Consider the following 22,449-nt stretch of genomic DNA (forward strand, 5'->3'; position numbering starts at 1 on the left):
CGTAATTTCGTGCCCCTTTCCGGGGCCGGGACGTGCGAAAGGACGCGAAAAGGCTGCACGACTCCCTCCCGGGGTTCGGCAGCTTTCAGCGTCCTATGAACTCCACAACGCCAATTCGCACGATGCACTGCGCGACTGCGCATCATTTCCCGGCGCTGTGGTGTGACGGCGATATAGGAGCGCGGGGCGGCACTGTCAAATGCGGCGGCGGCGGGAGCACTTGGGCATCGCGGACGGTGTCGTCTGCGGTCCCAATTTGGGCGAGCGGCGCTATGCCCATAGAAAAGAACATGATTTCCGAAAATAACTAAATCATTAAGCGGATGGATTTCGCTGCGTTAAATTTATAGTCTCCCCCGGGGCGACTCAGGGGGGAAGTATGAACGACGGAAGCGTCAGGTCTGCGCCGGGCATTGTCATGCCCGACATTCACTATTTTCCGGAGGACAGGATGCCGGCGGGCCGGGCGGCGCTGCTGGGGCTCCAGCATGTTCTGGCGATGTTCGGTGCCACAGTCCTCGCGCCGATACTCATGGGCTTCAATCCGAACACCGCGATTCTGTTCTCGGGTATATCGACACTGATCTTCATGGTCGTCGTGGGCGGCAAGGTGCCGAGCTATCTTGGATCTTCCTTCGCCTTCATTGCGGCGATCGCGGCGGCGAGCGGCTATTCCGGCGTGGGCGCCAATCCGAATCTGGCGGTAGCTCTGGGTGGCGTCGTCGCGGCGGGAGGCCTCTATCTCGTCATTGCGCTGGTCATCGGCTGGATCGGCTTTCGCTGGATCGAGGTGATCTTTCCCGATCTGGTCAGCGGGACGATCGTCGGGATCATCGGTCTCAGCCTCGCGGCGGTAGCGGTGAATCAGATCGGTACCACGCCGTTCGGGATCTTCATCGGCTTGCTCACGCTGCTGGTGGCGGTGCTCTGGCCGGTGGTGTTCGGCGCCAAAAAGGGCGTCTCGCCGGGCACTTTCCGCGGGATCATCGCGGTGCTTCCGATCATCGCCGCGGGGGTGGTCGGCTACGTGGCCTATCTGATCGGCGCCAATCTCCTAGGCTATGGCAAGCCGATCGATTTCGGGCCGATGCACCAGGTGCCCATTTTCGGCATCCCCGCTTTCGCCACACCGGTATTCGATCCGGTCGCCATTTCGATCGTGATGCCTGTCGTGATCGTACTGCTCGCCGAAAACCTGGGCCATGTGAAGGCGATCGGCGCGATGATGGGCCGCGACCTCAATCCATTGGTCGGACGGGCATTCGCGGGTGACGCGATCGCCACCATCGTCTCGGGCCTCGGCGGCGGCCCGGGCATGACCACCTATGCAGAGAACATGGCGGTGATGCGCCTCACCGGCAACTTCGCGCGCGTCACCTTCGTGGCGGCGGCGATCATTGCGATCGCGCTCGGATTCTCTCCGATCTTCGGAGCGCTCATCCAGACCATCCCGGTACCGGTTCTCGGCGGGCTGTCCTTTGCGCTCTTCGGGCTGATCACCGGCGCGATGGGCACCATCTGGCAGCGGGGCATCCAGGAAGGAAAGATCAATTTCCTCGAGACGCGGACGTTGCTCGTGGTCGGCATCGGCCTTGTCGTCGGCGCGGGCAATTTCGTGATCCGTATCGGCACGTTCGAACTGGGCGGCATCGTCACGGCGACGCTGATCACGGTCGTCCTGTATCACCTACTCTCGTTCTTCGGTGGAGCCTCGACGGAGGCCCCGGGCAGCGTCGAGTGATGGCGGGGGAGGACGCCGTGCAAGCGCATGTGCCTGTCAGCCCGGCGAGCGACGCGCGATCGCTGCTGGAAGTGGTGAAGTCGGAGAAGGTCGCGCTGACCGTGGCGATCACGGAAATCGGGGTGGCGGCGTCCAACGTCTTCTCTCTGGCCAAGGTCACTCCGGGGACGTTCGTCGTGGCTTCGATTGCGTTGATCGCGATCTGCGCGCTGCTGAACTTCACCCGGGCCGCGAGCCAGAAGTGGATCGGCATCATCACCGCGCTCGGCATCGGATGCCTGGTGATTGCCTTTGCCAGATATCAAAGGGTGGGGCCGGAGCTTTCCTTTCCATTGCTCAGGGTGGAAGCGTTCGAGGATAAGGATGGCGACGGGTTGCGCGGCCCATGGGAAGGCTTTGTAAGCCAGGAAGATTCGATTGCGGTGCGGTTCGTTCCGCAGAGTTCCAAGCCGGAAACCAGGATATTGGACCTGAAGGAGACCTTCAACAATTTCAAAGCTGGTGAGACGGTCACCGTCACGATCTGCGGAATCGACCGGGACGTCAAAACACTGGATGCGAAGGATCCGAACTACAAGCTCGCCTCGGAGCTGACGATACCGATTCCCAAGGCGATTTTCGACCGGTGCGGGCTGAAGGGCAGACAGGAAGCGTCCTGACGGAAGGGGTCGTAGGGACAGTCTCCGGCAGCCGATGCAAGCGAAATCAAGGCAGAACCGGGGACGAATCTGGCATTTCATCGCTTGCGAGCAACGGCCTGGCGCAGTTCAGGCGTCGAATTGCGGGTTCCCATCGTTTAACCTGCGATATGACGAAGAAGCACCCCGTCCGCCCCCGCGCCGCGCTGTTGATCGGTGCCGCGCTCCTTGCAACCCCCGCCTTCGCGCAAGAAGCGCCAACGCAGACTGTGACGCCGCCGCCGATCGCTGCGACCGCGGAGCCGGCACCGGCGCCTGCGCCGCGCATCGAGATGGCGCCGTCGGCTCCGATCGTGCAGCCGGCGCCGCCGCCAGGGCCGCGACCCGAGACGGCGACCGAGGCAGCGCCGCGCGCCGTGCATTCGGCGACACGCTCCACCCAGACACGTCAGACGGCGCGCACTGCCGCGCCCGCACGCCAGGCTGCACCCGCACCTGTAGCGGAGCCTGCCGCTCCGGCGCCGGTGGCGCAATCGCCGGCACCCGTAGCCGAAACGCCTGTGCAGACCGCGGCCGCCCCGGCGCCCGCACCCGTTGCACCGGCCCCCGCCGCCGAAACTACGACCACGCAGACTGTAACGAGCAACGGCTCCAGCTTGCCGTGGCTGCTCGGCGGGCTGTTGCTTGTGCTTGCCGGCGCCGCGGCGTTCCTGCTGATGCGCCGCCGCAGCGACGAGACCGACGAGGTAGAGCCGGTTTATGAGGAGCCCGTGGCACCTCGCGTTTATGAGGCGCCGGTCGCTGCTGCGCCAGTCGTTGAGCCGCGTCGTACCCCCGAAGTCAGCCCGTTCATGGCCGCGACTGCTGCTGCCGCAATTGCCCCGGCGGCGATCCCGTCGGCTGCCGAAGAAATCGCCGAGGCGCATGTCGAGGCTGAGCTCGCCGAGCCCGAGACCGAAGACCTTGCCGGCGTCACCGATGCGCCTGCGCCGGTCGCCAACCGCCCTTGGCTCGAATTCGGCCTTCGTCCGGTTCGCGCCGGCACCAGCGAGGAAGAGGCGCTGGTCGATGTCGAGCTGACCGTCGGCAATTCGGGGGATGTGCCCGCGCGCAACGTCCGCATATCGACCTTCATGCTGGCCGATGCCGATGGCGGCGAGATGGAGAGCCTGCTGACCGGGCGAGTCACCGACACGGCGGTTCCGCCGGTGACGATCGAGCCGGGCGACGGCACTCGGGTCGACGCGCACCTTGCGGTGCCCAAGGGCGAGATGGGGCGCGTGTTCAACCCCGTCGTCATCGCCGAGGCCCGCTACACCCTCGCCGACGGCCGCGAAGGGCGCACCTCGGCGATGTTCAAGATCGGCCGCCCGAGCGCGGTGAGCGAAGGCGTCGGCCCGATCGGCGCGACCCGGCCGCACATGGTCGACGATGTCGAGGCCGAGTTGCTGGGCGCTCCCGAGCACGCCTGATCGCATTACCCCAGACCCTTCCCCAATCGGGGGGTAGGGGTTGGGCACGGCGGGCGAGGGTCGCACCTCGTCCGCCGTTTTCTTGCCTCGCTCTCCCCCAGGGGAAAGGGATGATCGGGCACTTCCTTTCCCCGGCCTTTCGGGTCTATCGCTTCGGCTCCACCCACGGAGCCACGTCACCCATGAACAAGCTGCTCGCCGCTTCTCTCGCCGGCACCGCATTCCTCGCCGCACCTGCACTGGCGCAGCAGGCACAGCCGTTCAACGACATCCCGGCGAAATTCTCGCCCCCGGCGCAGGCTTCGGACTTCATCAAGCGTGAAGTGATGATCCCGATGCGCGACGGGGTGAAGCTCTACACCGTCATCGTCATCCCCAAGGGCGCGAAGAACGCGCCGATCCTGTTCACCCGCACGCCGTACAATGCCGCCGGTCGGGTCAAGCGCACCGACAGCACGACGATGGTCAACGCGCTTTCCGAAGGCGACGAAGTGTTCGTCCGCGACGGCTATATCCGCGTGTTCCAGGACATCCGCGGCAAATACGGCTCGGAGGGCGAGTATGTGATCACCCGCCCGCCGGTCGGCCCGCTCAACTCGACCAAGGTCGATCACACCACCGACGCGTGGGATTCGATCGACTGGCTGGTCAAGAACACGCCGGAGAGCAACGGCAAGGTCGGCATGCTCGGCTCTTCCTATGAGGGCTTCACCGTGGTGATGGCGCTGCTCAACCCGCACCCGGCGCTCAAGGTCGCCGCGCCCGAAAGCCCGATGATCGACGGCTGGATGGGCGACGACTGGTTCCATTACGGCGCCTTCCGCCTCGCCAATATCGGCTGGATCGGCTCGCAGACCGGCTACAAGGGCGAGGGCAAGGCGCCGAACCGGCCCGATTGGGACGATTACGACACCTTCCGCCGGATCGGATCGGCGGGCGATTGGGCGAAGCAGTTCGGCTATGACCAGCTGCCGGCATGGAACAAGATGAGCCAGCACGTCGCCTATGATGCGTTCTGGCAGGGCCAGGCGCTCGACAAATTGCTCGCGAAGAACCCGTCGAACGTGCCGACCTTGTGGGAGCAGGGCATCTGGGATCACGAGGACATGTACGGCGCGATCACGACGTTCGAGGCGCTGCAGAAGACGGACAAGGCCGACAGGAACTTCCTGCTGATGGGCCCGTGGCGGCATTCGCAATTCAATTATAACGGTTCGGCTCTCGGCCAGCTCAATTTCGAAGGCGACACCGCACTTCAGGCGCGGCGCGACATCCTGCTGCCGTTCTTCAATGCCTATCTCAAGGACGGCGCGCCGGCCTTCACTCCGGCGAAAGCGAGCTTCTACAATACCGGCGAGAACCGCTGGGAGTATCTCAACAAATGGCCGCTCGCCTGCGAGGCCGGCTGTGGCGAGACGCTGACGCCGATCTATCTCAGGCCGCAGGAAGGCCTGGGTTTCGAAAAGCCGGGGCAGGGGTCGGACTCCTATGTCTCGGATCCCGCCAAGCCGGTGCCGCATCTGCCGCGCCCGGTGAATTTCGGCGACGGCCGCTGGTCGACCTATCTGGTCACCGATCAGCGTTTCGTCGACGGCCGGCCCGACGTGATGACGTACATGACCGAGCCGCTGACCGCGCCGGTCCGCGTCTCGGGCGCGCCGCTCGCCGACATCTTTGCCCGGACCACGGGCACCGATGGCGACTTCGTCGTCAAGGTGATCGACGTCTATCCGGACGAGAATGCCACCAGGAAGGAAATGGGCGGGTTCCAGCTGCCGATCGCGATGGACATCTTCCGCGGCCGGTATCGCAACAGCTTCGAGCATCCGAGCGCAATTCCCGCGAACAAGGTCCAGGAATACAAGTTCCGGCTGCCGACGGTGAACCATGTCTTCCAGCCGGGCCACCGGGTCATGGTCCAGGTCCAGTCGAGCCTGTTCCCGGTCTATGATCGCAACCCGCAGAAATATGTCGACAACATCTTCTTCGCCAAGAAGTCGGACTATCAGAAGGCGACCGTGTCGATCGTCTATGGTGGGGCGCAATCGAGCTCGGTGCTGCTGCCAATAGTGCCGCTCGACCAGTCGGCGGCGATGGCGAAATAGCGAATTCGGGCCGAAATCGGGGTTTTTTGTAGGGCCTCTACGTATATCTCGGACGAAGGCTCTATAGTGGGATTGATCAGCGCCGCCTGGGGGGGGACGCACGCGCGGCAGCGTTTCTGGCCGAACCGTGGCGACAGCGGGGTTGCGCAGCTCCGATGCCCCGCTGTTGAGGAGAGCACGATGAGTTCCGCAACCGATCGCGCGCATAGGCGGGAGGCCCTGGAGTTCCTTGGCTATTTCGTGCTCGCGGGGGCGCTGGCCGGTGCGACGTTCTGGCTGGTGCAATATCGCCCGTATAAAGAGGCGAAATGGTATATCCTGGCATGCCTAGCGACTGCCGTGGTGTCGGTGCTCTATGCGGGGCGATTATATTATATCTCTCGAACGCTGTCCCGCCGCAATGTGGTTCGCCCCGCGGTGCGATCGCCCGCGCGGCGGGCAGCGCCGCCGCGCCCGACCCGTTTGAAATGGTCCGAGCGGCTGGCCCAACAGGAATCGGGCTCGACCGGCAACGCTGCGCCGGACGCATCGCCACGTTCCCGCGCCGCTCCGAACCGCGGTTCCGACGCGGAAATGCGGGAGGACTCGCAAATGGCGCTCGATGCCATCAAGGCGCGGATCGCCGAACGGATGCGGCTCGAAGACAAGGACAAGGAACTCGAAAGGCGTCAGCCCGGGAAATTCTCTGGTCGCCCCTGAACCGTGATCCCACGCGCGCGCCGCCGCGGCGGGAGAATAGACCTCGACCCGCGATACCAACGGCAGGTGGCGAGCCTTCAGGACAGCAAGACCAGCGAAGCCCTGAATGTCGGGCCCGGCGCCTGTGACTTGCCGCCTTGTGCTTGTGCAGCTTAAATGCGGCGCACATTCGGAGGGCGGCAGGTGGTTCGTACGACGGGATGGCTCTATGCGGTTGTCGCGCTCCTGCCCGCGGGGGCGGCGGCGAAGGAACCCGAGCCCGAAGTGCTCGCACGCGCCGCCAAATGGCAAGTCGATTACGACAAGGAGGCCTGCCACCTGCTGGCGAAGTTTGGCGAGGGCCGCCATCAAGTGATTGCGCGCTTCACGCGTTATAAGCCGGGAGATGCCTTCGACCTCACCCTCTACGGCAGCCGGTTGCTCGGCCTGAACGCCAAGGTTCCGGTGACGGTCGCGTTCGGTGCCGGCGGGTCGACGGTGATCGGCGAGGCGATGACCGGCACGGCGGGCGAGGAGACGCCGCTGCTCGTCCTGACCAACCTCCGTCTCGACGGCCGGCCGGGCGATGCCGCCGACGCGCCCGGTGTCACGCCGGCGCAGGAATCGGCGATCGCCGAGGCGACCTTCGTCATCCCCCGCAAGCGCGCCTTCCGGCTCGGCTTCGGTTCGCTCGGCCAGCCGCTGGCGGCGTTGCGCGCCTGTCAGGCCGATCTGCTGCGCCATTGGGGCTTCGATCCGCAGGTGCAGGCGCGGCTGAGCCGCCCGGCGATGCCGGTCGCCGAGCCGACCGGCTGGATCAACGGCTTCGATTATCCGCAGGCGATGCGCGTGGGCAATAATGTCCTCGTCCGGTTCCGCCTCGACCTGGATTCAGCGGGCGCGGTCTCGGCGTGCCACGTCCTTTACCGGAGCAAGCCCGACGATTTCGCCGATGTTGCCTGTCGGGCCGTGTCCGAGCGCGCGCGGTTCCGTCCCGCGCTCGATGCCGAGGGTAAGCCGGTGCGCTCCTTCTACATCGACGAGATCCGCTGGCTGGCGCCGTTGACGGAAGCCGACTGAGCGCTTTCACCGCTCTCGGCGTGATGCTAGGCCAACACACATCCGATTCCTTCGAGAAGGTTCTCCCGCATGAAGAAATGGAGCCTCGCGCTCGCGCTTGCCGCCTCTGCGCTGGCGACGACGGCGCTTGCCCAGCCGGCCCCCGCGGCGGCGCAGAAGCTGCACGTCGACATGCAGTATTTCACCCTGCCCAACGGGCTCAAGGTCGTGCTGGCGAGGGACCAGATCGCGCCGACGGTGACGATCGCGACCTATTACGGCATCGGCTTCCGAGTCGAGCCGCGCGAGCGCACCGGCTTCGCGCATCTGTTCGAGCATCTGATGTTCCAGGGATCGAAGCATGCGCCCAAGGGCGTATTCGACCAGACGGTGACCAATTCGGGCGGGATTAATAATGGATCCACGCGGTTCGACTTCACCAATTACTATGAAGTCCTGCCATCCAGCGCGCTCGATCGGATGCTGTGGCTCGAAGCCGATCGCATGGCCAATCCGGCGATCGACCAGACTGTGCTCGTAAACCAGCAGGGCGTCGTCGGCAACGAGGTCAAGGTCAACGTGCTCAACCAGCCCTACTCGACCTGGCCGTGGATCGACCTGCCGATGCTGGCCAACACCAACTGGTATAACAGCCACAATTTCTACGGCGACTTGAAGGAGATCGAGGCGGCGACGGTGCCCGACGCGAAATCCTTTTTCGACGCCTTTTATCGGCCGAGCAACGCGGTGCTGGTGATCGCCGGCGACCTGGATTACGCCGCCACCCGCGCGACGATCGAGAAATATTTCGGGCCGATCGCGAAGAAGCCCGCGGTGGTCCAGCCCGACATTGCCGAGCCGCGCCAGACCGCCGAGAAGTATAAGAGCCGCGTCGATGCGCTCGCTCCCAAGCCGGGCTATGCCGCGGGCTATCACGTGCCCGATCGCGGCACACCCGAATGGTATGCGATGGGCCTGATCGACCAGATCCTCGTCCAGGGCGACGACAGCCGGCTCTACACCAAATTGGTCCAGGAAACCGGGATCGCCGGGGAGATCGGTGGCGGGATCAATGGCGATCTCGGCAACATGTTCAATTATCGCGGGCCGATGCTGTGGAGCTTCAGCTTCACGCACGACCCCACGCACAGCCCCGCGCAGATCACCCAGGCGGTGGACGACGTGATCGAGAAGCTGCGCACGACGCCGGTCTCCGCCGCCGAGCTGGCACGTGCGAAGACCAAGATGCGCTCGGACCTGTACGGCGAGATCGACGGGGGCGGCCGCATCGGCCTAGTCGACCTGCTCGCGGTGCACGCGCTGTTCGACAATGATCCGGGTGCGATCAATCGCATCGAGGACGGCTTCGCCAAGGTCACCCCGGCGCTGATCCAGAAGACCGCGCAGGAATATCTGCGCAAGACCAATCGCTCGGTCTATGTGATCGAGCCGGGTGCCAAGGGCGCCGGACAGGGGGGCAAGTGATGAAGCGCGTTCTGCTCGCGAGCCTCCTGGCATTCGCCACTGCCGCCCCGGCGCTCGCCCAGGATTTCCCGCCGGCGCCGCCGGTGGGCGAACCCAAGCCGTTCAAGCTGCCCGCGACCGAGACCTTCACGCTGGCCAACGGCATGCAGGTCACGCTCGTCCCGTATGGAATCGCGCCCAAGGCAGTGGTGTCGCTGCGCGTCCGTGCCGGCAACATCAGCGAAGGCGAGTCGACCTGGCTCGCCGATCTGACCGCGGCGATGATGAAGGAAGGGGCAGGGGGTCGCAGCGCCGGCCAACTCGCCACCGCCGCCGCCGACATGGGCGGCGATCTCGGCGTCGGTGCGGGCCAGCAGATCACTCAGATCACGATGAACATATTGTCCGAATTCGCCCCGCAGGCAGTCGCGTTGATCGGCGACGTGGCGATGCGGCCCGATCTGCCGGCAAGCGAGCTCGCCCGCGTGAAGGCCAATCTGGGTCGCCAGCTGAGCGTCGCGCTGTCGCAGCCCGGCACGCTCGCCGATATCGCGCTGGCGCGGACGATCTACGGCCCGAACCATCCCTATGGCCGGGTGGTGCCGAGTGCGGCGCAACTCGCCGGCTACACGATCGATCAGGTGAAGGCGTTCCACCGCGGCCAGTTCGGCGCGAAGCGCGCGCATCTCTACATCGCCGGCAAATTCGATGCAGCGGCGGTCAAGGCGGCAGTGACCAAGGCATTCGGCGGCTGGGCCGGCGGGCCCGAGCCGGTCAGGCTCGCCGCGCCGCATCAGGCGGGGCCGCGGGTGATCCTGATCGACCGGCCGGATGCGCCGCAGACGACCTTGCGGCTGTCGTTCGACGCCGCGGTGGCGGGGAGCGACGCCGACATCCCCCAGCGCGTGACCAACTCGCTGCTGGGCGGTGCGTTCAGCTCGCGCATCACCACCAATATTCGCGAGACCAAGGGCTATACCTATTCGCCGGGCTCGGGCGTGGCGTTCAACCCCGACGACGCTTTGTGGACCTTCGAGGCCGACGTCACCACCAATGTGACCGGCGCGGCGCTCGGCGAAGTGTTCAAGGAAGTCCGCCGGATGCAGACCGAGCCGGCGCCGATCGAGGAATCGAAGGGCATCCGCACCTATATGGCCGGGCTGTTCGCGATCTCGAACTCGACGTCGCCCGCCCTGGTCAACACGCTGGCGACGCGCGACCTGCTGGGCCTGCCCGCCGATTGGACCGACCGCTATGTGCCGGCGGTGCTCGCGGTCGAGCCGGCGGCGATGATGGCCTCGGCCAAAGCGAGCTATCCGATCGACAAGCTCGTGCTGATCGCGGTGGGCGATCTCAAGACCGTCGAGCCGCAGCTCAAGGCGCTTCCGGAACTGGCGAACGTGCCGTTCCAGCGGGTCAGCGTTCCCTGAGCCCGCGCGGCAATCTGCTTCACCTGCGCCAGACCGCCGCTAAAACGCGGCACGTGCAGGTACAATTCAGCTTGGAACGGCTAGAGACATTCGGGTGACGCGCGGCAAACATCGGATCGGCGAGCTGGCAGGCATCGTCGCGGCAGCGTTGGCTGTCGGCGGGGCGCCCGGCGCGCGTGCGCAGCAGACTACGCCGACGCCGGTTCCGCTGCCGACGCCGGCGCGCCCGAGCACCATACCCAATGTCGCGCCCGAGCGCTTCACGCTGGCCCCGCCCGCCGCGACGCCCACGCCGACCCCGGTCCCGACGGTGGCGCCGGTGCCTGTGCCACCTATACCTGCGCCGACTCCCAATGCCCGCGTGGCTCCACGCTCGGTGGCGCCGGCGCGCTCGACGCCTGCTCCCGCCGCCACGCCGGCACCGTCGAGCCAGCCCGCGCCGACAGTCTCCGCCACGCCGATCCCGACTATTGTCCCGGCTCCGGTTCCGGCGCCCCTCGCCACCGTTTCGACCCCTCAGGCGGTGGTGCCGGCGCCTGCCGGTACGCCCGGCTGGCTATGGGCGCTGCTCGGCGCCGGCGCGACGGCGCTGCTCTTCGGGGGCGTCTGGGCGCTGCGACGCCGCCGTCCCGGCGAGGCGGAGGAATCGTACGAAGCGCCGGCCGCCGTCGCTGCGCCGCCACCCGCTGCACCGTCGGTCCGCCCGGTGGCGCCGCCTCCCGGAATCGCGCCGCCGCTCCCTGCGGCGCCGTTGGGCGAGCCGTTCGAGATCGTCCTGCGCCCCGGCCGCATCGAAGTTACCGAGCGTGACGTGATGCTCGATTTCGAATTGCTGATCGGCAACACCCAAGGCGCCGGCGCCGAGAATATCCGCGTGCTGATGGCGATGATGAGCGCCAATCCCGACCAGGACCGCAACATCGCCGGCTATCATGCCAATCCGATCGTCGATTCCGCCGGCACGCCGTTCGATCTTGCCGCCGGCGCGGGCGGGCGGATGCCGGTGCGCCTCGCGCTGCCCCGCGAACTGGTCCATGTCGTCGAGATGCACGGCCGGCCGATGTTCGTGCCGATGGTGATGATAGAAGTGAAATGGCGCGCGGGGATCAGCATCCGCCGCTTCGGCGCCGACTTCATGATCGGCACGCCGGGACAGGGCGGCAAGCTCGGCCCGATCTGGCTCGATCGCAATCAGCAGGCGAGTCAGCTGACCGCGACACGCTATTTGCCGCGCCAGGCCGCTGCGGCTTGAACCTTCAATCGCGGGTGTCGACCGCGATCCAGTTCACTTCCCACGTCGCGCCGCCATCCGGCGAAGACGCCTGCTCGAATCGCGCCGATCTGGCCGTGACTTCCGAGATCACGAAGCGGACGAGGACAGTACGCCCCCCGACCGTATCGAGACCGTAGAAGGTCCCCCGGCCCTTTCCGTCGAAGGCGCCGGTGACCGGCGGTGTGAGAATACCATTGCGCACGCTGGCGAAGTTGAGCGTCCACTGGCGCGCTTGCGGATTGTAGAGCCGCAGCGAGACGCCTTCGATTCGCCCGGCGGCGCCACTGACCGAAAGCTCGACGATGTTCGCGCGGCGGCCCAGCAACGCGCGGACTTCGGTCGTGCCGCGATACTCGACCCATCGAGTCGATCCCGTAAGCGGTTCGGGGAGGTAGCGCAGCTCGGTCGTCCAGCTTCCGATTTCCCAGTCGAAGTCGTGGCTGCCGTCGCGGGCGGCAGCGGCAGCCGGCGGTGTCGCCTGCGCCGACGCGGCATGTGGCGGAAAGGAGAGCGCGGCCAAAGCGAGCGCGATCGAGAAGTGCGGCGGCGTCCTTGTGCGGGCGGACGGGCGGATAGGCATGTGCGGCATCTGCGCCTCCTGATCGCCGCATCCTATCGCGGTACGGCCAGCTGGAAAACCGGCCAATGGCCGCGGCCAAGGGGGATCGGCGCTCAGTGGCGGATCTTGTGCACCACGAACGCGATCGCCCCGCCGACCGCGAGCCCGAGCAGTCCCGATCCGAGGGCGGTGACCAGCCAGCCGGTGAGCCCGCCGAGCGCGCCACTGGCATGCGCCACCGCCTCGGCGGCGTGGTGGATCGTGCCGGCGGGCTCGTGCAGGCCGAGCACGTCGAGGCCATGGACGAGAATGCCGCCGCCGACCCAGATCATCGCCGCGGTGCCGACCACCGACAGCGTCTCCATCAGTACCGGCATGCCGCGCACCAGTCCGCGGCCCAGCGCGCGGGTCGCCGCGGCGCGGCGCTTGGCGAGGTGCAGCCCGATATCGTCCATCTTCACGATCAGCCCGACCACGCCGTAGACCATCACGGTTATACCGACCCCGACCAGCACCAGCACGATCGCCTGGGTGAGCAGGGGGCTCTCCGCGACATCGGCCAGCGCGATCGCCATGATCTCGGCCGAGAGGATCAGATCGGTGCGGATCGCGCCGCTGATCTTGGATTGCTCGAGTTCGGCGGCGTCCATCGGCGCGGCCTCTTCCTCGGCGTGGCCCGCGCCACCCAGCGCTTCGAGCACTTTCTCCGCGCCCTCGAAGCACAGGAACGCGCCGCCGAGCATCAGCAGCGGAGTGATCGCCCAGGGCGCGAAGGCACTGAGGATCAATGCTGCCGGAAGCAGGATCAGCAGCTTGTTGCGCAGCGATCCCATCGCGATCTTGGAGATGATCGGCAGTTCGCGATCGGGGGTGAGCCCGACGACGTAGCGCGGCGTCACCGCGGTATCGTCGACCACCACGCCGATCGCCTTGCTCCCCGCCTTACCCGCGGCCGCGCCGACATCGTCGAGCGACGCCGCGGCGAGCTTGGTGATCCCGGCGATGTCGTCGAGCAAGGCTACAAGTCCGGAGGGCATGCGAATTCCAGTCAGGCGGGACGGGGGACGAATCGATCCGTCCTCATCCCCGGATGCAGGGCCCGCGGCAAGGCTTGGCGGCAAGAAAGCCTTTGCCGCCCGATCGTTCGAGGGTAGTTCGAAGGCGATCAACGGAGCAAGGCGGCGGGAATGGGTGCCAAGGATGACCTAGCCGCGATGGCGGTGCTGCTCGGCGACGACGATGCGCTCCGCAAGATCCTCGCGCTGGTCTGCGAGCAGACTCAGATGGGATTTGCCGCGGTGGCGCGGGTAACCGACGACCGATGGATCGCCTGCCAGGTGCTCGACAAGATCGAGTTCGGTTTGGACCCCGGCGACGAACTCGAAGTCAAGACGACGATCTGCGACGACATCCGCGCCTGCGGCGAAGCCGTCATCATCGATTCGGTGATCGACGATCCGAAGTGGCGCAAGCACCATACGCCGCAGATGTACGGCTTCGAGAGCTATGCCTCGCTGCCGGTCTATCTCGACGATCGCAGTTTCTTCGGGACGCTGTGCGCGATCGATCCCGAGCCGCGCCAGATCAGCGGGCAGCAAGTCATCACCGCGCTGCGGGGCTTCGCCGGACAGGTTGGGAGCATCATGTCTGCGCGCATTCGCGAACAGGCGCGCGCCGCGACTGCGGCTTAGCGTTGCCTAGCGCAGGCGCGAAACCCGATTGCCCGCGCCGACGACGTTGAGGCGCGGCTTGGCGGCACCCGGTGCGCGCCAGCGAATTTCATTGTCCGCGCCTTCGACGCGAATTGTCGAAACCTTGCCGAGGTCGATCGTGATGCGATTGCTCGCGCCGGTGACGCGCAGGCTGGTGCAGGCCCCGGTGATGGTCAGGACATTGCTGGCGCCCTCGATCGTGGCAGCGCCGCCGCCGCAATCGAGCTCGGACTCCTCCCCCGCGCCGGTGAACTCGGTCTGCGCACTCGCAGGCAGAGCGGTGAACACCGCTGCCGAGGCCACGGCCGATAATGCCGCTCGTTTCAGATCCCGCATTCACTTCTCCGTTCGTTACGCAGCCGCAAGTTTACGCATGACATGAAATGCGGTTCCGTGGGACCTGCGCTCCTCGCGGGCCCGCAACGAAAAAGGGCGGCCCCGAAGGACCGCCCTTTCGTCTCTGCCGTGAAGCAGAAGCTGGATCCCCGCCTGCGCGGGGATGAGTCCTTCGCGCTTACGCGCGCAGGCTCACTTGATCTCGACGGTGCCGCCGGCTTCCTCGACCTGCTTCTTGATCTTCTCGGCCTCTTCCTTGTTGACGCCTTCCTTGATGGCCTTGGGAGCCGATTCAACGAGGGTCTTGGCTTCGGTCAGACCGAGGCCGGTGAGGGCGCGGACTTCCTTGATGACGTTGATCTTCTTGCCACCGTCGCCGGTGAGGATCACGTCGAATTCGGTCTGCTCTTCGGCAGCCGGAGCAGCGGCGCCGGCGCCGCCAGCGGCAGGCGCTGCAACTGCAGCGGCGGCCGAGACGCCCCACTTCTCTTCGAGAAGCTTCGAGAGCTCGGCGGCTTCGAGAACGGTCAGCTCCGAGAGCTGGTCGACGAGTGCGTTAAGGTCAGCCATGATTAACTCCAGTCAATGCAAATAGGGTTGGGTATTGGTCTCGTGAAAGGGGCCGCTCAGGCGGCTTCCTTCTCCGCATATGCCGAAAGAACGCGTGCCAGCTGTGCAGCCGGTGCCTGGGTGATCGTCGCGATCTTGGTCGCGGGTGCCACGATGAGCCCCACGATCTTCGCACGAAGTTCATCCAGCGACGGCAGCGTCGCAAGTGCCTTCACGCCATCCGCATCGAGCAGCTGGCTGCCCATTGCGCCGCCGACGATTTCGAGCTTGTCGTTCGTCTTGGCGAATTCCGCGATGACCTTGGCCGCAGCCACGGGATCGGCGGAGGTGGCGAGCGCCGTAGGACCGGTGAGCAGGTCCCCGATCACCGAATAATCGGTGCCTTCGGCGGCAATGATGGCAAGCTTGTTCTTCGAGACCTTATAGCTCGCGCCGGCTGCGCGCATCTTGTTGCGGAGGTCCGTCGATTGCTTGACGGTCATCCCGAGATTGCGGGTGACAACCACCACGCCGACCTCGTTGAAGGTGCGATTCAGCTCGGCGACGGCATCAGCCTTCTGGGAACGATCCATGCCGGTCTCCTCGTTGTGAAGCCCCCTTTCGGGCGCTTCGGTTCAAACAAGTCCGAGGGGCACGATCATCATGGCCAGGGGCTGCCCCGGCATGACCCGAACGCCCGCGCAAGGCGGATCGCCGGTGAAAAATCTGTCCCCGTCTTGGCGAGAAATCAAGACCGGCAAATCCCGGTCACTCGCTGTCTCGGACGGAACGCAGGCAGGGCAAGCCCCATCCGCGAAGGCGCGCACTTAGCGGAATGGGAGGCGAAGTCAAGCGGCCGACGCGAGTCGAGATCCTTACCGGAGGGCGGCATGCTTAACGAAGGATCAAGCCGTCCCCCTGCGGAACAGTCCAAAAACCATGCTAGCCAGACCGGGTTTCACCAGCAATATCGTCGCGCATGAAGACTCGACCCTCGCTCCTCCGCCGGTTTCGGCGAGCGGCAGGAGGCGCATTCATGCTCCTCCTCGCATCGCTGCTGCTGCCTTCCGATGCCGCCGCCGCGGCTGCTCCCAAGGGCCCGATCGTTCTCGCGATCCTGACCCCCGACGCGCCGCTCGAAGAAGGCGAATATCTCTGGGAGCCGCAGCGCGCGCCGGCGGGCCGGATCGAGATCGTCGCCGATGTCGCGCGCGACACGCTCTACGTCTATCGCGGCGGAGTCGAGATCGGTCGTACGATCCTGATCTACGGCGCCGACGAGAAGCCGACTCCGCTCGGGTCGTTCCCGATCCTGCAGAAGCAGGTCCACCACGTCTCGAATATCTACAATGCGCCGATGCCCTATATGATGCGGCTGACCTGGGACGGCATCTCGCTCCACGGCAGCGGGGACACCGTCGACAACCGTTACGCCACCCATGGCTGCATCGGGCTGCCCGACGAATTCGCGGCGTTGCTGTTCCGCGCTGCCAAGCTTGGTGACAAGGTGACCGTCACGCGCAACTGGCTTCCACAATTCTACGGCGCCTGAGCCCGACCCCGATCAGGAATGCGGGTTGCGCAGCAGCCGTTCGCGCAGATCCTGCATCGCGATGCCTTGCGCGGCACTGATGGGGTCCGACGCGCCGAGCACGGTGCCGAGATGCTCGAGGATCTGGCTGGCGCGGTCCAGATTCTGGAGCACGCGCATGTGGCGCTGAAGCATCACCGGGTCCTCGACCAGTTCTTCGCCCAGCGCATCGATCAACTGCCGGACATGGACGACTTCCTCGGCGACTCGCCGGTCGAGATCCATGGCGTCGGGCGTCCCTGCAGCGGGGGCAGGCTCTGCCGGAAGCACCGCGCCGAAACGCACCGCGGTCTGAATCGCATCGACCCGCGCCTGGCCCTGCTTGCCGTCGAAAGTCGCCGGGCGTTTTCCCGTCACCCATTCGTCGACAGAGGCGGCGACCAGCGCGAAGCGGATCCCGCAGCGTCGGTCGTCGCGCCACACCACGGTTGCGCCAACGGTGATTTCGGCACGCAGCAGCACCAAAGAATCGCCCGGACCGGGAAGCGCTGCCCCGTCGAGCATCGCGCCGGTTTCGGAAAGATTGCGGATGCGCACCGGCACGCGCGTGCCGGCGGATTCGATCGTTGCCGACAGCATCAAATTCTTGCGAGGCGGGCGCGGCTGCAGGCCAAGCGCCGCCGTGGCCAGGCGTCGGGCGTCGTCGGAATCCGGACTGGTCATCGGCGCGCCTTCATCGGGCGCACGATAGGCGCAATATGGCCAGCGCACCATTAGGGAAAATCCACGCATCATTCGGGCCGTACGGCACCGGGCCGCCGCCATGCACAGATATGAAGAAGGGGCCGGAATTGCTTCCGACCCCTTCAAACATTTTCATCCCAGGCAGTTCACACGCCGGCGATTTCCGCCGCGTCGACCTTGACGCCCGGGCCCATCGACGAGCTCAGCGCGACCTTGCGCAGATACTTGCCCTTGGCGCCGGCCGGCTTGGCCTTGACCACTGCGTCGACCAAAGCGTCGAAGTTCGCGCGCAGATCCTCCGCGGGGAACGACGCCTTGCCGATACCCGAATGGATGATACCGGCCTTTTCGACGCGATACTCGACCTGGCCGCCCTTGGCCGCTTTCACGGCTTCGGCGACGTTCATCGTCACGGTGCCGAGCTTCGGGTTGGGCATCATGCCCTTCGGACCCAGGATCTTGCCCAGACGGCCGACCAGACCCATCATGTCGGGCGTGGCGATGCAGCGGTCGAAATCGATCTTGCCGCCCTGGATGGCTTCCATCAGATCCTCGGCACCCACCACGTCCGCACCGGCGGCAGTGGCTTCGTCGGCCTTGGCGCCGCGGGCGAAAACACCCACACGGACGTCCTTGCCGGTGCCCTTGGGCAGGGTAACGACGCCGCGGACCATCTGGTCGGCGTGGCGCGGATCGACGCCGAGGTTGAGCGCGACTTCGACGGTCTCGTCGAACTTGCTCGTCGCGTTCGCCTTGACGATCGAGATCGCCTCATCGACGCCGTGAAGCTTCTCGGCTTCGACGGTCCAGGTCTTCTGCTTCTTGGTCAGCTTTGCCATGGTATCAGCCCTCCACAACCTGGAGGCCCATCGCGCGAGCGGAGCCTTCGATGATCTTCGTTGCCGCCTCGATGTCGTTGGCGTTCAGGTCCTTCATCTTCGCTTCGGCGACCGCAGCGACGGCCGAGCGCTTGATGGTTCCCGCGGAAATCTTGCCCGGCTCCTTCGAGCCCGACTTCAGGTTCGCGGCCTTCTTGAGCAGATAGGTTGCCGGCGGGGTCTTGGTCTCGAACGAGAACGAACGGTCCGCATAGACGGTGATGACGGTGGGAAGGGGGGTGCCCTTTTCCTGATCGCCGGTCGAGGCGTTGAACGCCTTGCAGAATTCCATGATGTTGACGCCGCGCTGACCCAGCGCAGGGCCGATCGGCGGAGACGGGTTCGCGGCGCCCGCGGGCACCTGCAGCTTGATATAGCCGGTAATCTTCTTTGCCATGTCACTCTCTTTCAGGGGTCTTGGCAGGCCCCGATCAAGTTTAGCGGTTCAGACGGACGCCGAGGCATCCTCCCGCAAGGTTTCCTTAGCGATAGCTTTGGAAGGGGGCGCACCTAGCGCAAACGCAAGTTGAGCGCAACAGACGCAACGACCAATACGAAAAAGGCCAGAGCTTTCGCCCCGGCCTCTCGTATCTATCAAAGTGAGGCTCGGGTTACTTGACCCGTTCGACATCCTCGAAGCCAAGCTCCAGCGGCGTCGCGCGGCCGAAGATCGAGATCGAGACCTTGACCCGGCTCTTGTCGAAGTCGAGCTCCTCGACGATGCCCGAGAAGGTCGCGAAATTGCCGCTGGTGACCTTGACCGTGTCGCCGATGTCGTAGTCGACCTGGACACGCGCCTTGGGGGCAGCCGAAGCGGCCTCTTCCTTGGTGTTGAGGATGCGCGCGGCCTCGGCCTCGCTGATCGGTTGGGGCTTGCCCATCGATCCGAGGAAGCCGGTCACTTTCGGGGTGTTCTTGACGAGGTGATAGACGTCGTCGTTCATCTCGAGCTTGGCGAGCACATAGCCCGGAAAGAACTTGCGCTCGGACTGGATCTTCTTGCCGCGGCGAACCTCGGTGACGGTCTCTGTCGGAACCTCGACTGCCTCGACCAGACGGTCGAGCCCCAAGCGGGTCGCGTCGGCGAGGATCTGGTCGCGGACCTTGCCCTCAAAGCCCGAATAGGCGTGGATGATGTACCAGCGCGCCATGCGTGTCGTATTCCTTACTGGGCCAGACGGAGAAGCGATCGGACGACGAGATCGAAGAACGAGTCGACGCCGAGGAAGAACACGCCGAGCAACGTCGCCATGATGAGCACCATAACACCGGTCATGATCGTTTCCCGGCGCGACGGCCAGACGATCTTGGCGGTCTCGGCACGGACCTGCCGCATGAACTCGAGGGGACTGGTTTTCGCCACGGGGGCATCCTCGTCAGAAAAAATGGACCCTTCGGCGAGGCATGGGTCCGCCGCCGCTCCTTCCGGAGGAAGGACCGGCGTGTTCCCATCACGCTGTCGGATTGGGAGGGGTATCTAGCGAGGGCACGGGGCAAAAGCAAGCGTGCCGACACTGCTCCCAAACGGGCGGACAAGCGCGTGCCGGATCGCCAAATGCGGCGGCACTTACGACACAGAGGGCGATGCCGGGTGTATTGGTACTGCCGATCGTCAACCCGCCGAAAAGGCGCCCCGGGTGGCCGGAGCGCCTTTATCGAGGTTCGGGCTTACGCGCCGCCTACGGGCTGTCGGGTTCGTCGTCGCCAAAGATGTTGATCACACCGGTAACTTCGAGCAGGCCGACCACCGCGATGATGCCGATGATCGCGAACAGCGGGCTGCCCGGGATCAGCTTGCTTTCCTTCACGTCGTTGGTGCTGGCGCGACCCTCGATGCCGGGGGCGCCGCGCAGGCTGAGGGCGGAGGCCGAGTTCGCCTGCGCCAGGGTGCTGCCAAGTATCATCGAGGAAGCGGCGGCAATAACCGCCAGTTTCTTGAACATGTTTCGTCCCCTCTAAGCGTTGCGACTTTGATTCGGCGAGCGTGAACAGTGAATGAACCAAGTCGCGCTTCTGCAACAAATGCTCAATTCGTCGTCTAAAGCATTGCCACCGCGGCAAAACCACCGACGAGGAGGATCAAGAAGCCCCAAGCGAACAAGTTCAAGCGCTTTTCGATGAACGCCTGCACAGGCTCGCCGAACCGCTTGAGCAACGCCGCGATGATGAAGAAGCGCGCCGCGCGCGTTATGGTTGCGAGCAGGACGAAGAGCGGGAAATTGAAGTGAAACAGGCCGCTGGCAATGGTGACCAGCTTGAATGGGATCGGAGTCAAGCCTTTGGCCAAGATGATTGCGGCACCGTATTGATCATAGCCATGGCGCAGCGATTCGATCTTGCTCTCCATGTGGTAGAGCTGGATCAGCCACTGACCGATGCTTTCCATCAGATAATAGCCGATGGCATAGCCGAACATGCCGCCGATCACCGAAGCGATCGTGCAGACCGCCGCGATGCGATATGCCTGGTCGCGCCGAGCGAGGATCATGGGGACGATCATCACGTCGGGCGGGACCGGGAAGAAGCTGCTCTCCGCGAACGAGACCAGCGCGAGGCTGCGCAGCGCGTGGCGATGGTGCGCCATGCGCAGCACCCAGTCGTACATCGCTCGAAACATGCCAACTCCGGAACCGTTTCGCGGTCCCTGCCGTATTCGCAGCCGCAGCGAAAGGCGCAATTCGCCGGCCCGGCGATCCAATGGGCTAGTCTGCCGCCACCAGGATGCGATCGGGGGTCACTTCGATGATATGCGCGAAGCCGTTGAGCTCGATCGCCTGGGCCAGCGCCAGCGTGTCACCGGCGCGGAACACCCCCAGAATGCGTTCGTCGGGAGCCCGCCCGTCGCGAAAGGCAAGTTTCTGCCGCGAATAGCGGTTCATCTCGTCGACCGCCTTGGCGAGCGGCTCGTCGACGAACGACAGGCGGCCGATCAGCCAGGTGGTTGATTGCGCCGCGTCGATGTGGCGGATCGACCAGTCATTGTCCCGCTGCGTGACCAATTGGGTGCCCGCGCTTATCCGCGCTGCGTTCGCCACCGTGCGCCCCGGATTGCGTTCGGTGACCTCCACCGTGCCTTCGGTCACCGTAACGATCACTTCGCCCTTGTCGATTCGCACTTCGAATGCGGTTCCGACTGCGCGGATGCGCTTGTCTCCGGCCGAGACGATGAAGGGGCGGTGGGGGTCCTTGGTCACCTTGAAATAGGCGCGGCCACGCCGGAGCATCACGTTGCGCGCCTTTTCATCCATGCTGACCGCGATCTCGCTATCGGTATCGAGCGAAACGCTGGTTGCGTCGGCCAGCGTCATGCGCTTGCGTTGGCCGACTGCCGTCGAGACGCCCGGTGCCGGAGCCGCGGCGATGTGGGGCGTACCGCCTCCGAACCAGGCGAGCGAGGCGATGCCAGTCAAGCTGAGGGCCAGAGCAGCGGCGATCGGCGCGAATCGCCGCATCGGCGGACGCTGGAAGCGGGCGAGGTCGTCTTCGATCGCGGCGCGGATGCGCGGATCGCCGGCAACCGCACCGGTGAGCGTCCAAAGCCGCTCCATTTCGAACATAGCCTCTTCGTCGAGCGAAGGCACGGCCTGGTCGAGCAGGTCCTCCGGGCCCGTGTGGCGATCGAGCAGGCGCCCTGCCGCGCGCATGCGGCGGTCGCCCAAGCGGGAGCGCAGCAGCCGGATCATGCGTCGACGTCCAGGCGTTCGACGAGCCGTACGAGCGCGCGGTGGATCAGTTCCTTCACCGACTCGTGCGAAATGCCCATGCGGGCGGCGATCTGGTGATAGGTCATCTTCTCGAACCGATGAAACTGGAACGCAGCGCGTGCGCGGGGCGGCAGCTGCAGGATCGCCTCCACGGTACGCTCATATTCGTCGACGCCGATGACGATCCGCTCGGGGGACAGCGAATCGACCGGATCGGATGCTTCGGTGAGCGGCTCGTGCGCCCCGGCCAGCCGCGCCTTCTGATAACGGTATCGCGAGATCAGGATGTTGCGTGCGACGGTGAAGATGAAGCGGTCGACCTTCTCGACCGGGGTTTCGCGGCGCATCGCGTGGAGCCGGAGGAAGACCTCCTGGACCAGATCGTCGGCCTCGGCTTCGCTGACGCGGCGCGCGAAATAGCTGCGCAATGCCGGGCCATGCTGGCGCACCCAGCCGTCTAGCTCGGGCTGGGTGCGGGAGGCGCCGCTCATGGCGCTTTCCACCTGCAATGATGTGGCGCGCGACCACATGGCTCCGATCCCCGCTCACGGACGAACCCCGCCCCTATCTTACAGA

Annotated in this window: 25 protein-coding genes; 11 read left to right on the forward strand and 14 right to left on the reverse strand. The window is 65.4% G+C overall.

Features of this window, described 5'->3' with window-relative positions; all coding sequences use genetic code 11:
* Positions 1-379: 379 nt before the first annotated feature.
* The 9 genes from E5A73_RS09235 to E5A73_RS09275 all read left to right on the forward strand — a co-directional run bounded on the left by E5A73_RS09235 (position 380) and on the right by E5A73_RS09275 (position 11,839).
* Complete coding sequence (locus tag E5A73_RS09235; RefSeq protein ID WP_135963517.1) at positions 380-1,741, forward strand: solute carrier family 23 protein; 1,362 nt, start codon at positions 380-382, stop codon at positions 1,739-1,741.
* On the forward strand, positions 1,741-2,400 hold the full coding sequence (locus E5A73_RS09240; RefSeq protein WP_135963518.1) for a hypothetical protein: 660 nt from the start codon (positions 1,741-1,743) through the stop codon (positions 2,398-2,400). The genes E5A73_RS09235 and E5A73_RS09240 overlap by 1 nt, the downstream gene beginning before the upstream one ends.
* Positions 2,401-2,549: 149 nt before the next feature.
* On the forward strand, positions 2,550-3,851 hold the full coding sequence (locus tag E5A73_RS09245) for a hypothetical protein (protein WP_135963519.1): 1,302 nt from the start codon (positions 2,550-2,552) through the stop codon (positions 3,849-3,851).
* A gap of 182 nt (positions 3,852-4,033) precedes the next feature.
* Positions 4,034-5,956: a CocE/NonD family hydrolase gene (locus tag E5A73_RS09250; RefSeq protein WP_135963520.1), complete on the forward strand. Its 1,923-nt coding sequence runs from the start codon at positions 4,034-4,036 to the stop codon at positions 5,954-5,956.
* Positions 5,957-6,136: 180 nt separating this feature from the next.
* Complete coding sequence (locus tag E5A73_RS09255; RefSeq protein ID WP_135963521.1) at positions 6,137-6,655, forward strand: hypothetical protein; 519 nt, start codon at positions 6,137-6,139, stop codon at positions 6,653-6,655.
* Positions 6,656-6,838: 183 nt separating this feature from the next.
* A complete protein-coding gene (locus E5A73_RS09260) occupies positions 6,839-7,714 on the forward strand; it encodes an energy transducer TonB (protein ID WP_168355867.1) in 876 nt (291 codons plus the stop codon).
* Between the two features lie 69 nt (positions 7,715-7,783).
* Positions 7,784-9,178 (forward strand): M16 family metallopeptidase, encoded by a 1,395-nt coding sequence (locus tag E5A73_RS09265; RefSeq protein WP_135963523.1) that lies wholly within the window; start codon positions 7,784-7,786, stop codon positions 9,176-9,178.
* The gene (locus tag E5A73_RS09270; protein WP_135963524.1) at positions 9,178-10,587 is read left to right on the forward strand and encodes a M16 family metallopeptidase; all 1,410 of its coding nucleotides are present in this window, start codon (positions 9,178-9,180) and stop codon (positions 10,585-10,587) included. Before E5A73_RS09265 ends, E5A73_RS09270 begins: the two co-directional genes overlap by 1 nt.
* Before the next feature lie 94 nt (positions 10,588-10,681).
* Entirely contained in the window at positions 10,682-11,839 is a 1,158-nt protein-coding gene (locus E5A73_RS09275) for a hypothetical protein (protein ID WP_135963525.1), read from the forward strand.
* A gap of 4 nt (positions 11,840-11,843) precedes the next feature.
* Here the strand turns inward: E5A73_RS09275 and E5A73_RS09280 are convergent, their stop codons facing one another.
* Positions 11,844-12,449 carry a hypothetical protein gene (locus tag E5A73_RS09280; protein WP_206366433.1) on the reverse strand — a complete coding sequence of 202 codons (606 nt, stop codon included), beginning with the start codon at positions 12,447-12,449 and terminating at the stop codon, positions 11,844-11,846.
* A gap of 83 nt (positions 12,450-12,532) precedes the next feature.
* A complete protein-coding gene (locus E5A73_RS09285) occupies positions 12,533-13,456 on the reverse strand; it encodes a DUF808 domain-containing protein (protein WP_135963526.1) in 924 nt (307 codons plus the stop codon).
* A 150-nt stretch (positions 13,457-13,606) separates the two neighbouring features.
* On the opposite strand from E5A73_RS09285, the gene E5A73_RS09290 reads away from it, so the two are divergent.
* Entirely contained in the window at positions 13,607-14,110 is a 504-nt protein-coding gene (locus E5A73_RS09290; RefSeq protein WP_135963527.1) for a GAF domain-containing protein, read from the forward strand.
* 6 nt (positions 14,111-14,116) lie between these two features.
* Here the strand turns inward: E5A73_RS09290 and E5A73_RS09295 are convergent, their stop codons facing one another.
* The 3 genes from E5A73_RS09295 to rplJ all read right to left on the reverse strand — a co-directional run bounded on the left by E5A73_RS09295 (position 14,117) and on the right by rplJ (position 15,609).
* Positions 14,117-14,467 (reverse strand): DUF3060 domain-containing protein, encoded by a 351-nt coding sequence (locus E5A73_RS09295; RefSeq protein WP_135963528.1) that lies wholly within the window; start codon positions 14,465-14,467, stop codon positions 14,117-14,119.
* A 192-nt stretch (positions 14,468-14,659) separates the two neighbouring features.
* On the reverse strand, positions 14,660-15,037 hold the full coding sequence (gene rplL, locus E5A73_RS09300) for a 50S ribosomal protein L7/L12 (RefSeq protein ID WP_135963529.1): 378 nt from the start codon (positions 15,035-15,037) through the stop codon (positions 14,660-14,662).
* A 56-nt stretch (positions 15,038-15,093) separates the two neighbouring features.
* Complete coding sequence (gene rplJ, locus E5A73_RS09305) at positions 15,094-15,609, reverse strand: 50S ribosomal protein L10 (RefSeq protein ID WP_135963530.1); 516 nt, start codon at positions 15,607-15,609, stop codon at positions 15,094-15,096.
* A 443-nt stretch (positions 15,610-16,052) separates the two neighbouring features.
* On the opposite strand from rplJ, the gene E5A73_RS09310 reads away from it, so the two are divergent.
* The gene (locus tag E5A73_RS09310; protein ID WP_135963531.1) at positions 16,053-16,568 is read left to right on the forward strand and encodes a L,D-transpeptidase family protein; all 516 of its coding nucleotides are present in this window, start codon (positions 16,053-16,055) and stop codon (positions 16,566-16,568) included.
* A gap of 12 nt (positions 16,569-16,580) precedes the next feature.
* Here the strand turns inward: E5A73_RS09310 and E5A73_RS09315 are convergent, their stop codons facing one another.
* The 9 genes from E5A73_RS09315 to E5A73_RS09355 all read right to left on the reverse strand — a co-directional run bounded on the left by E5A73_RS09315 (position 16,581) and on the right by E5A73_RS09355 (position 22,364).
* Positions 16,581-17,270, reverse strand: coding sequence for a PilZ domain-containing protein (locus E5A73_RS09315; RefSeq protein WP_168355868.1), 690 nt, complete (start codon positions 17,268-17,270; stop codon positions 16,581-16,583).
* 167 nt (positions 17,271-17,437) lie between these two features.
* A complete protein-coding gene (gene rplA, locus E5A73_RS09320; RefSeq protein ID WP_135963533.1) occupies positions 17,438-18,130 on the reverse strand; it encodes a 50S ribosomal protein L1 in 693 nt (230 codons plus the stop codon).
* Positions 18,131-18,134: 4 nt separating this feature from the next.
* The gene (gene rplK / locus E5A73_RS09325) at positions 18,135-18,566 is read right to left on the reverse strand and encodes a 50S ribosomal protein L11 (RefSeq protein WP_135963534.1); all 432 of its coding nucleotides are present in this window, start codon (positions 18,564-18,566) and stop codon (positions 18,135-18,137) included.
* Positions 18,567-18,780: 214 nt separating this feature from the next.
* Entirely contained in the window at positions 18,781-19,320 is a 540-nt protein-coding gene (nusG, locus tag E5A73_RS09330; protein WP_135963535.1) for a transcription termination/antitermination protein NusG, read from the reverse strand.
* Between the two features lie 14 nt (positions 19,321-19,334).
* Complete coding sequence (gene secE, locus E5A73_RS09335) at positions 19,335-19,532, reverse strand: preprotein translocase subunit SecE (RefSeq protein ID WP_135963536.1); 198 nt, start codon at positions 19,530-19,532, stop codon at positions 19,335-19,337.
* Positions 19,533-19,848: 316 nt separating this feature from the next.
* Positions 19,849-20,112, reverse strand: a complete 264-nt coding sequence (locus tag E5A73_RS09340) for a hypothetical protein (protein WP_135963537.1) — start codon at positions 20,110-20,112, stop codon at positions 19,849-19,851.
* Positions 20,113-20,207: 95 nt separating this feature from the next.
* Entirely contained in the window at positions 20,208-20,786 is a 579-nt protein-coding gene (locus E5A73_RS09345; protein WP_135963538.1) for a YqaA family protein, read from the reverse strand.
* 85 nt (positions 20,787-20,871) lie between these two features.
* Complete coding sequence (locus tag E5A73_RS09350; protein ID WP_135963539.1) at positions 20,872-21,852, reverse strand: FecR family protein; 981 nt, start codon at positions 21,850-21,852, stop codon at positions 20,872-20,874.
* Positions 21,849-22,364: an RNA polymerase sigma factor gene (locus E5A73_RS09355; protein ID WP_168355869.1), complete on the reverse strand. Its 516-nt coding sequence runs from the start codon at positions 22,362-22,364 to the stop codon at positions 21,849-21,851. The genes E5A73_RS09350 and E5A73_RS09355 overlap by 4 nt, the downstream gene beginning before the upstream one ends.
* Positions 22,365-22,449 lie beyond the last annotated feature (85 nt).

It is taken from the genome of Sphingomonas gei, from assembly GCF_004792685.1.
In the GTDB taxonomy this organism is placed as follows: domain Bacteria; phylum Pseudomonadota; class Alphaproteobacteria; order Sphingomonadales; family Sphingomonadaceae; genus Sphingomonas; species Sphingomonas gei.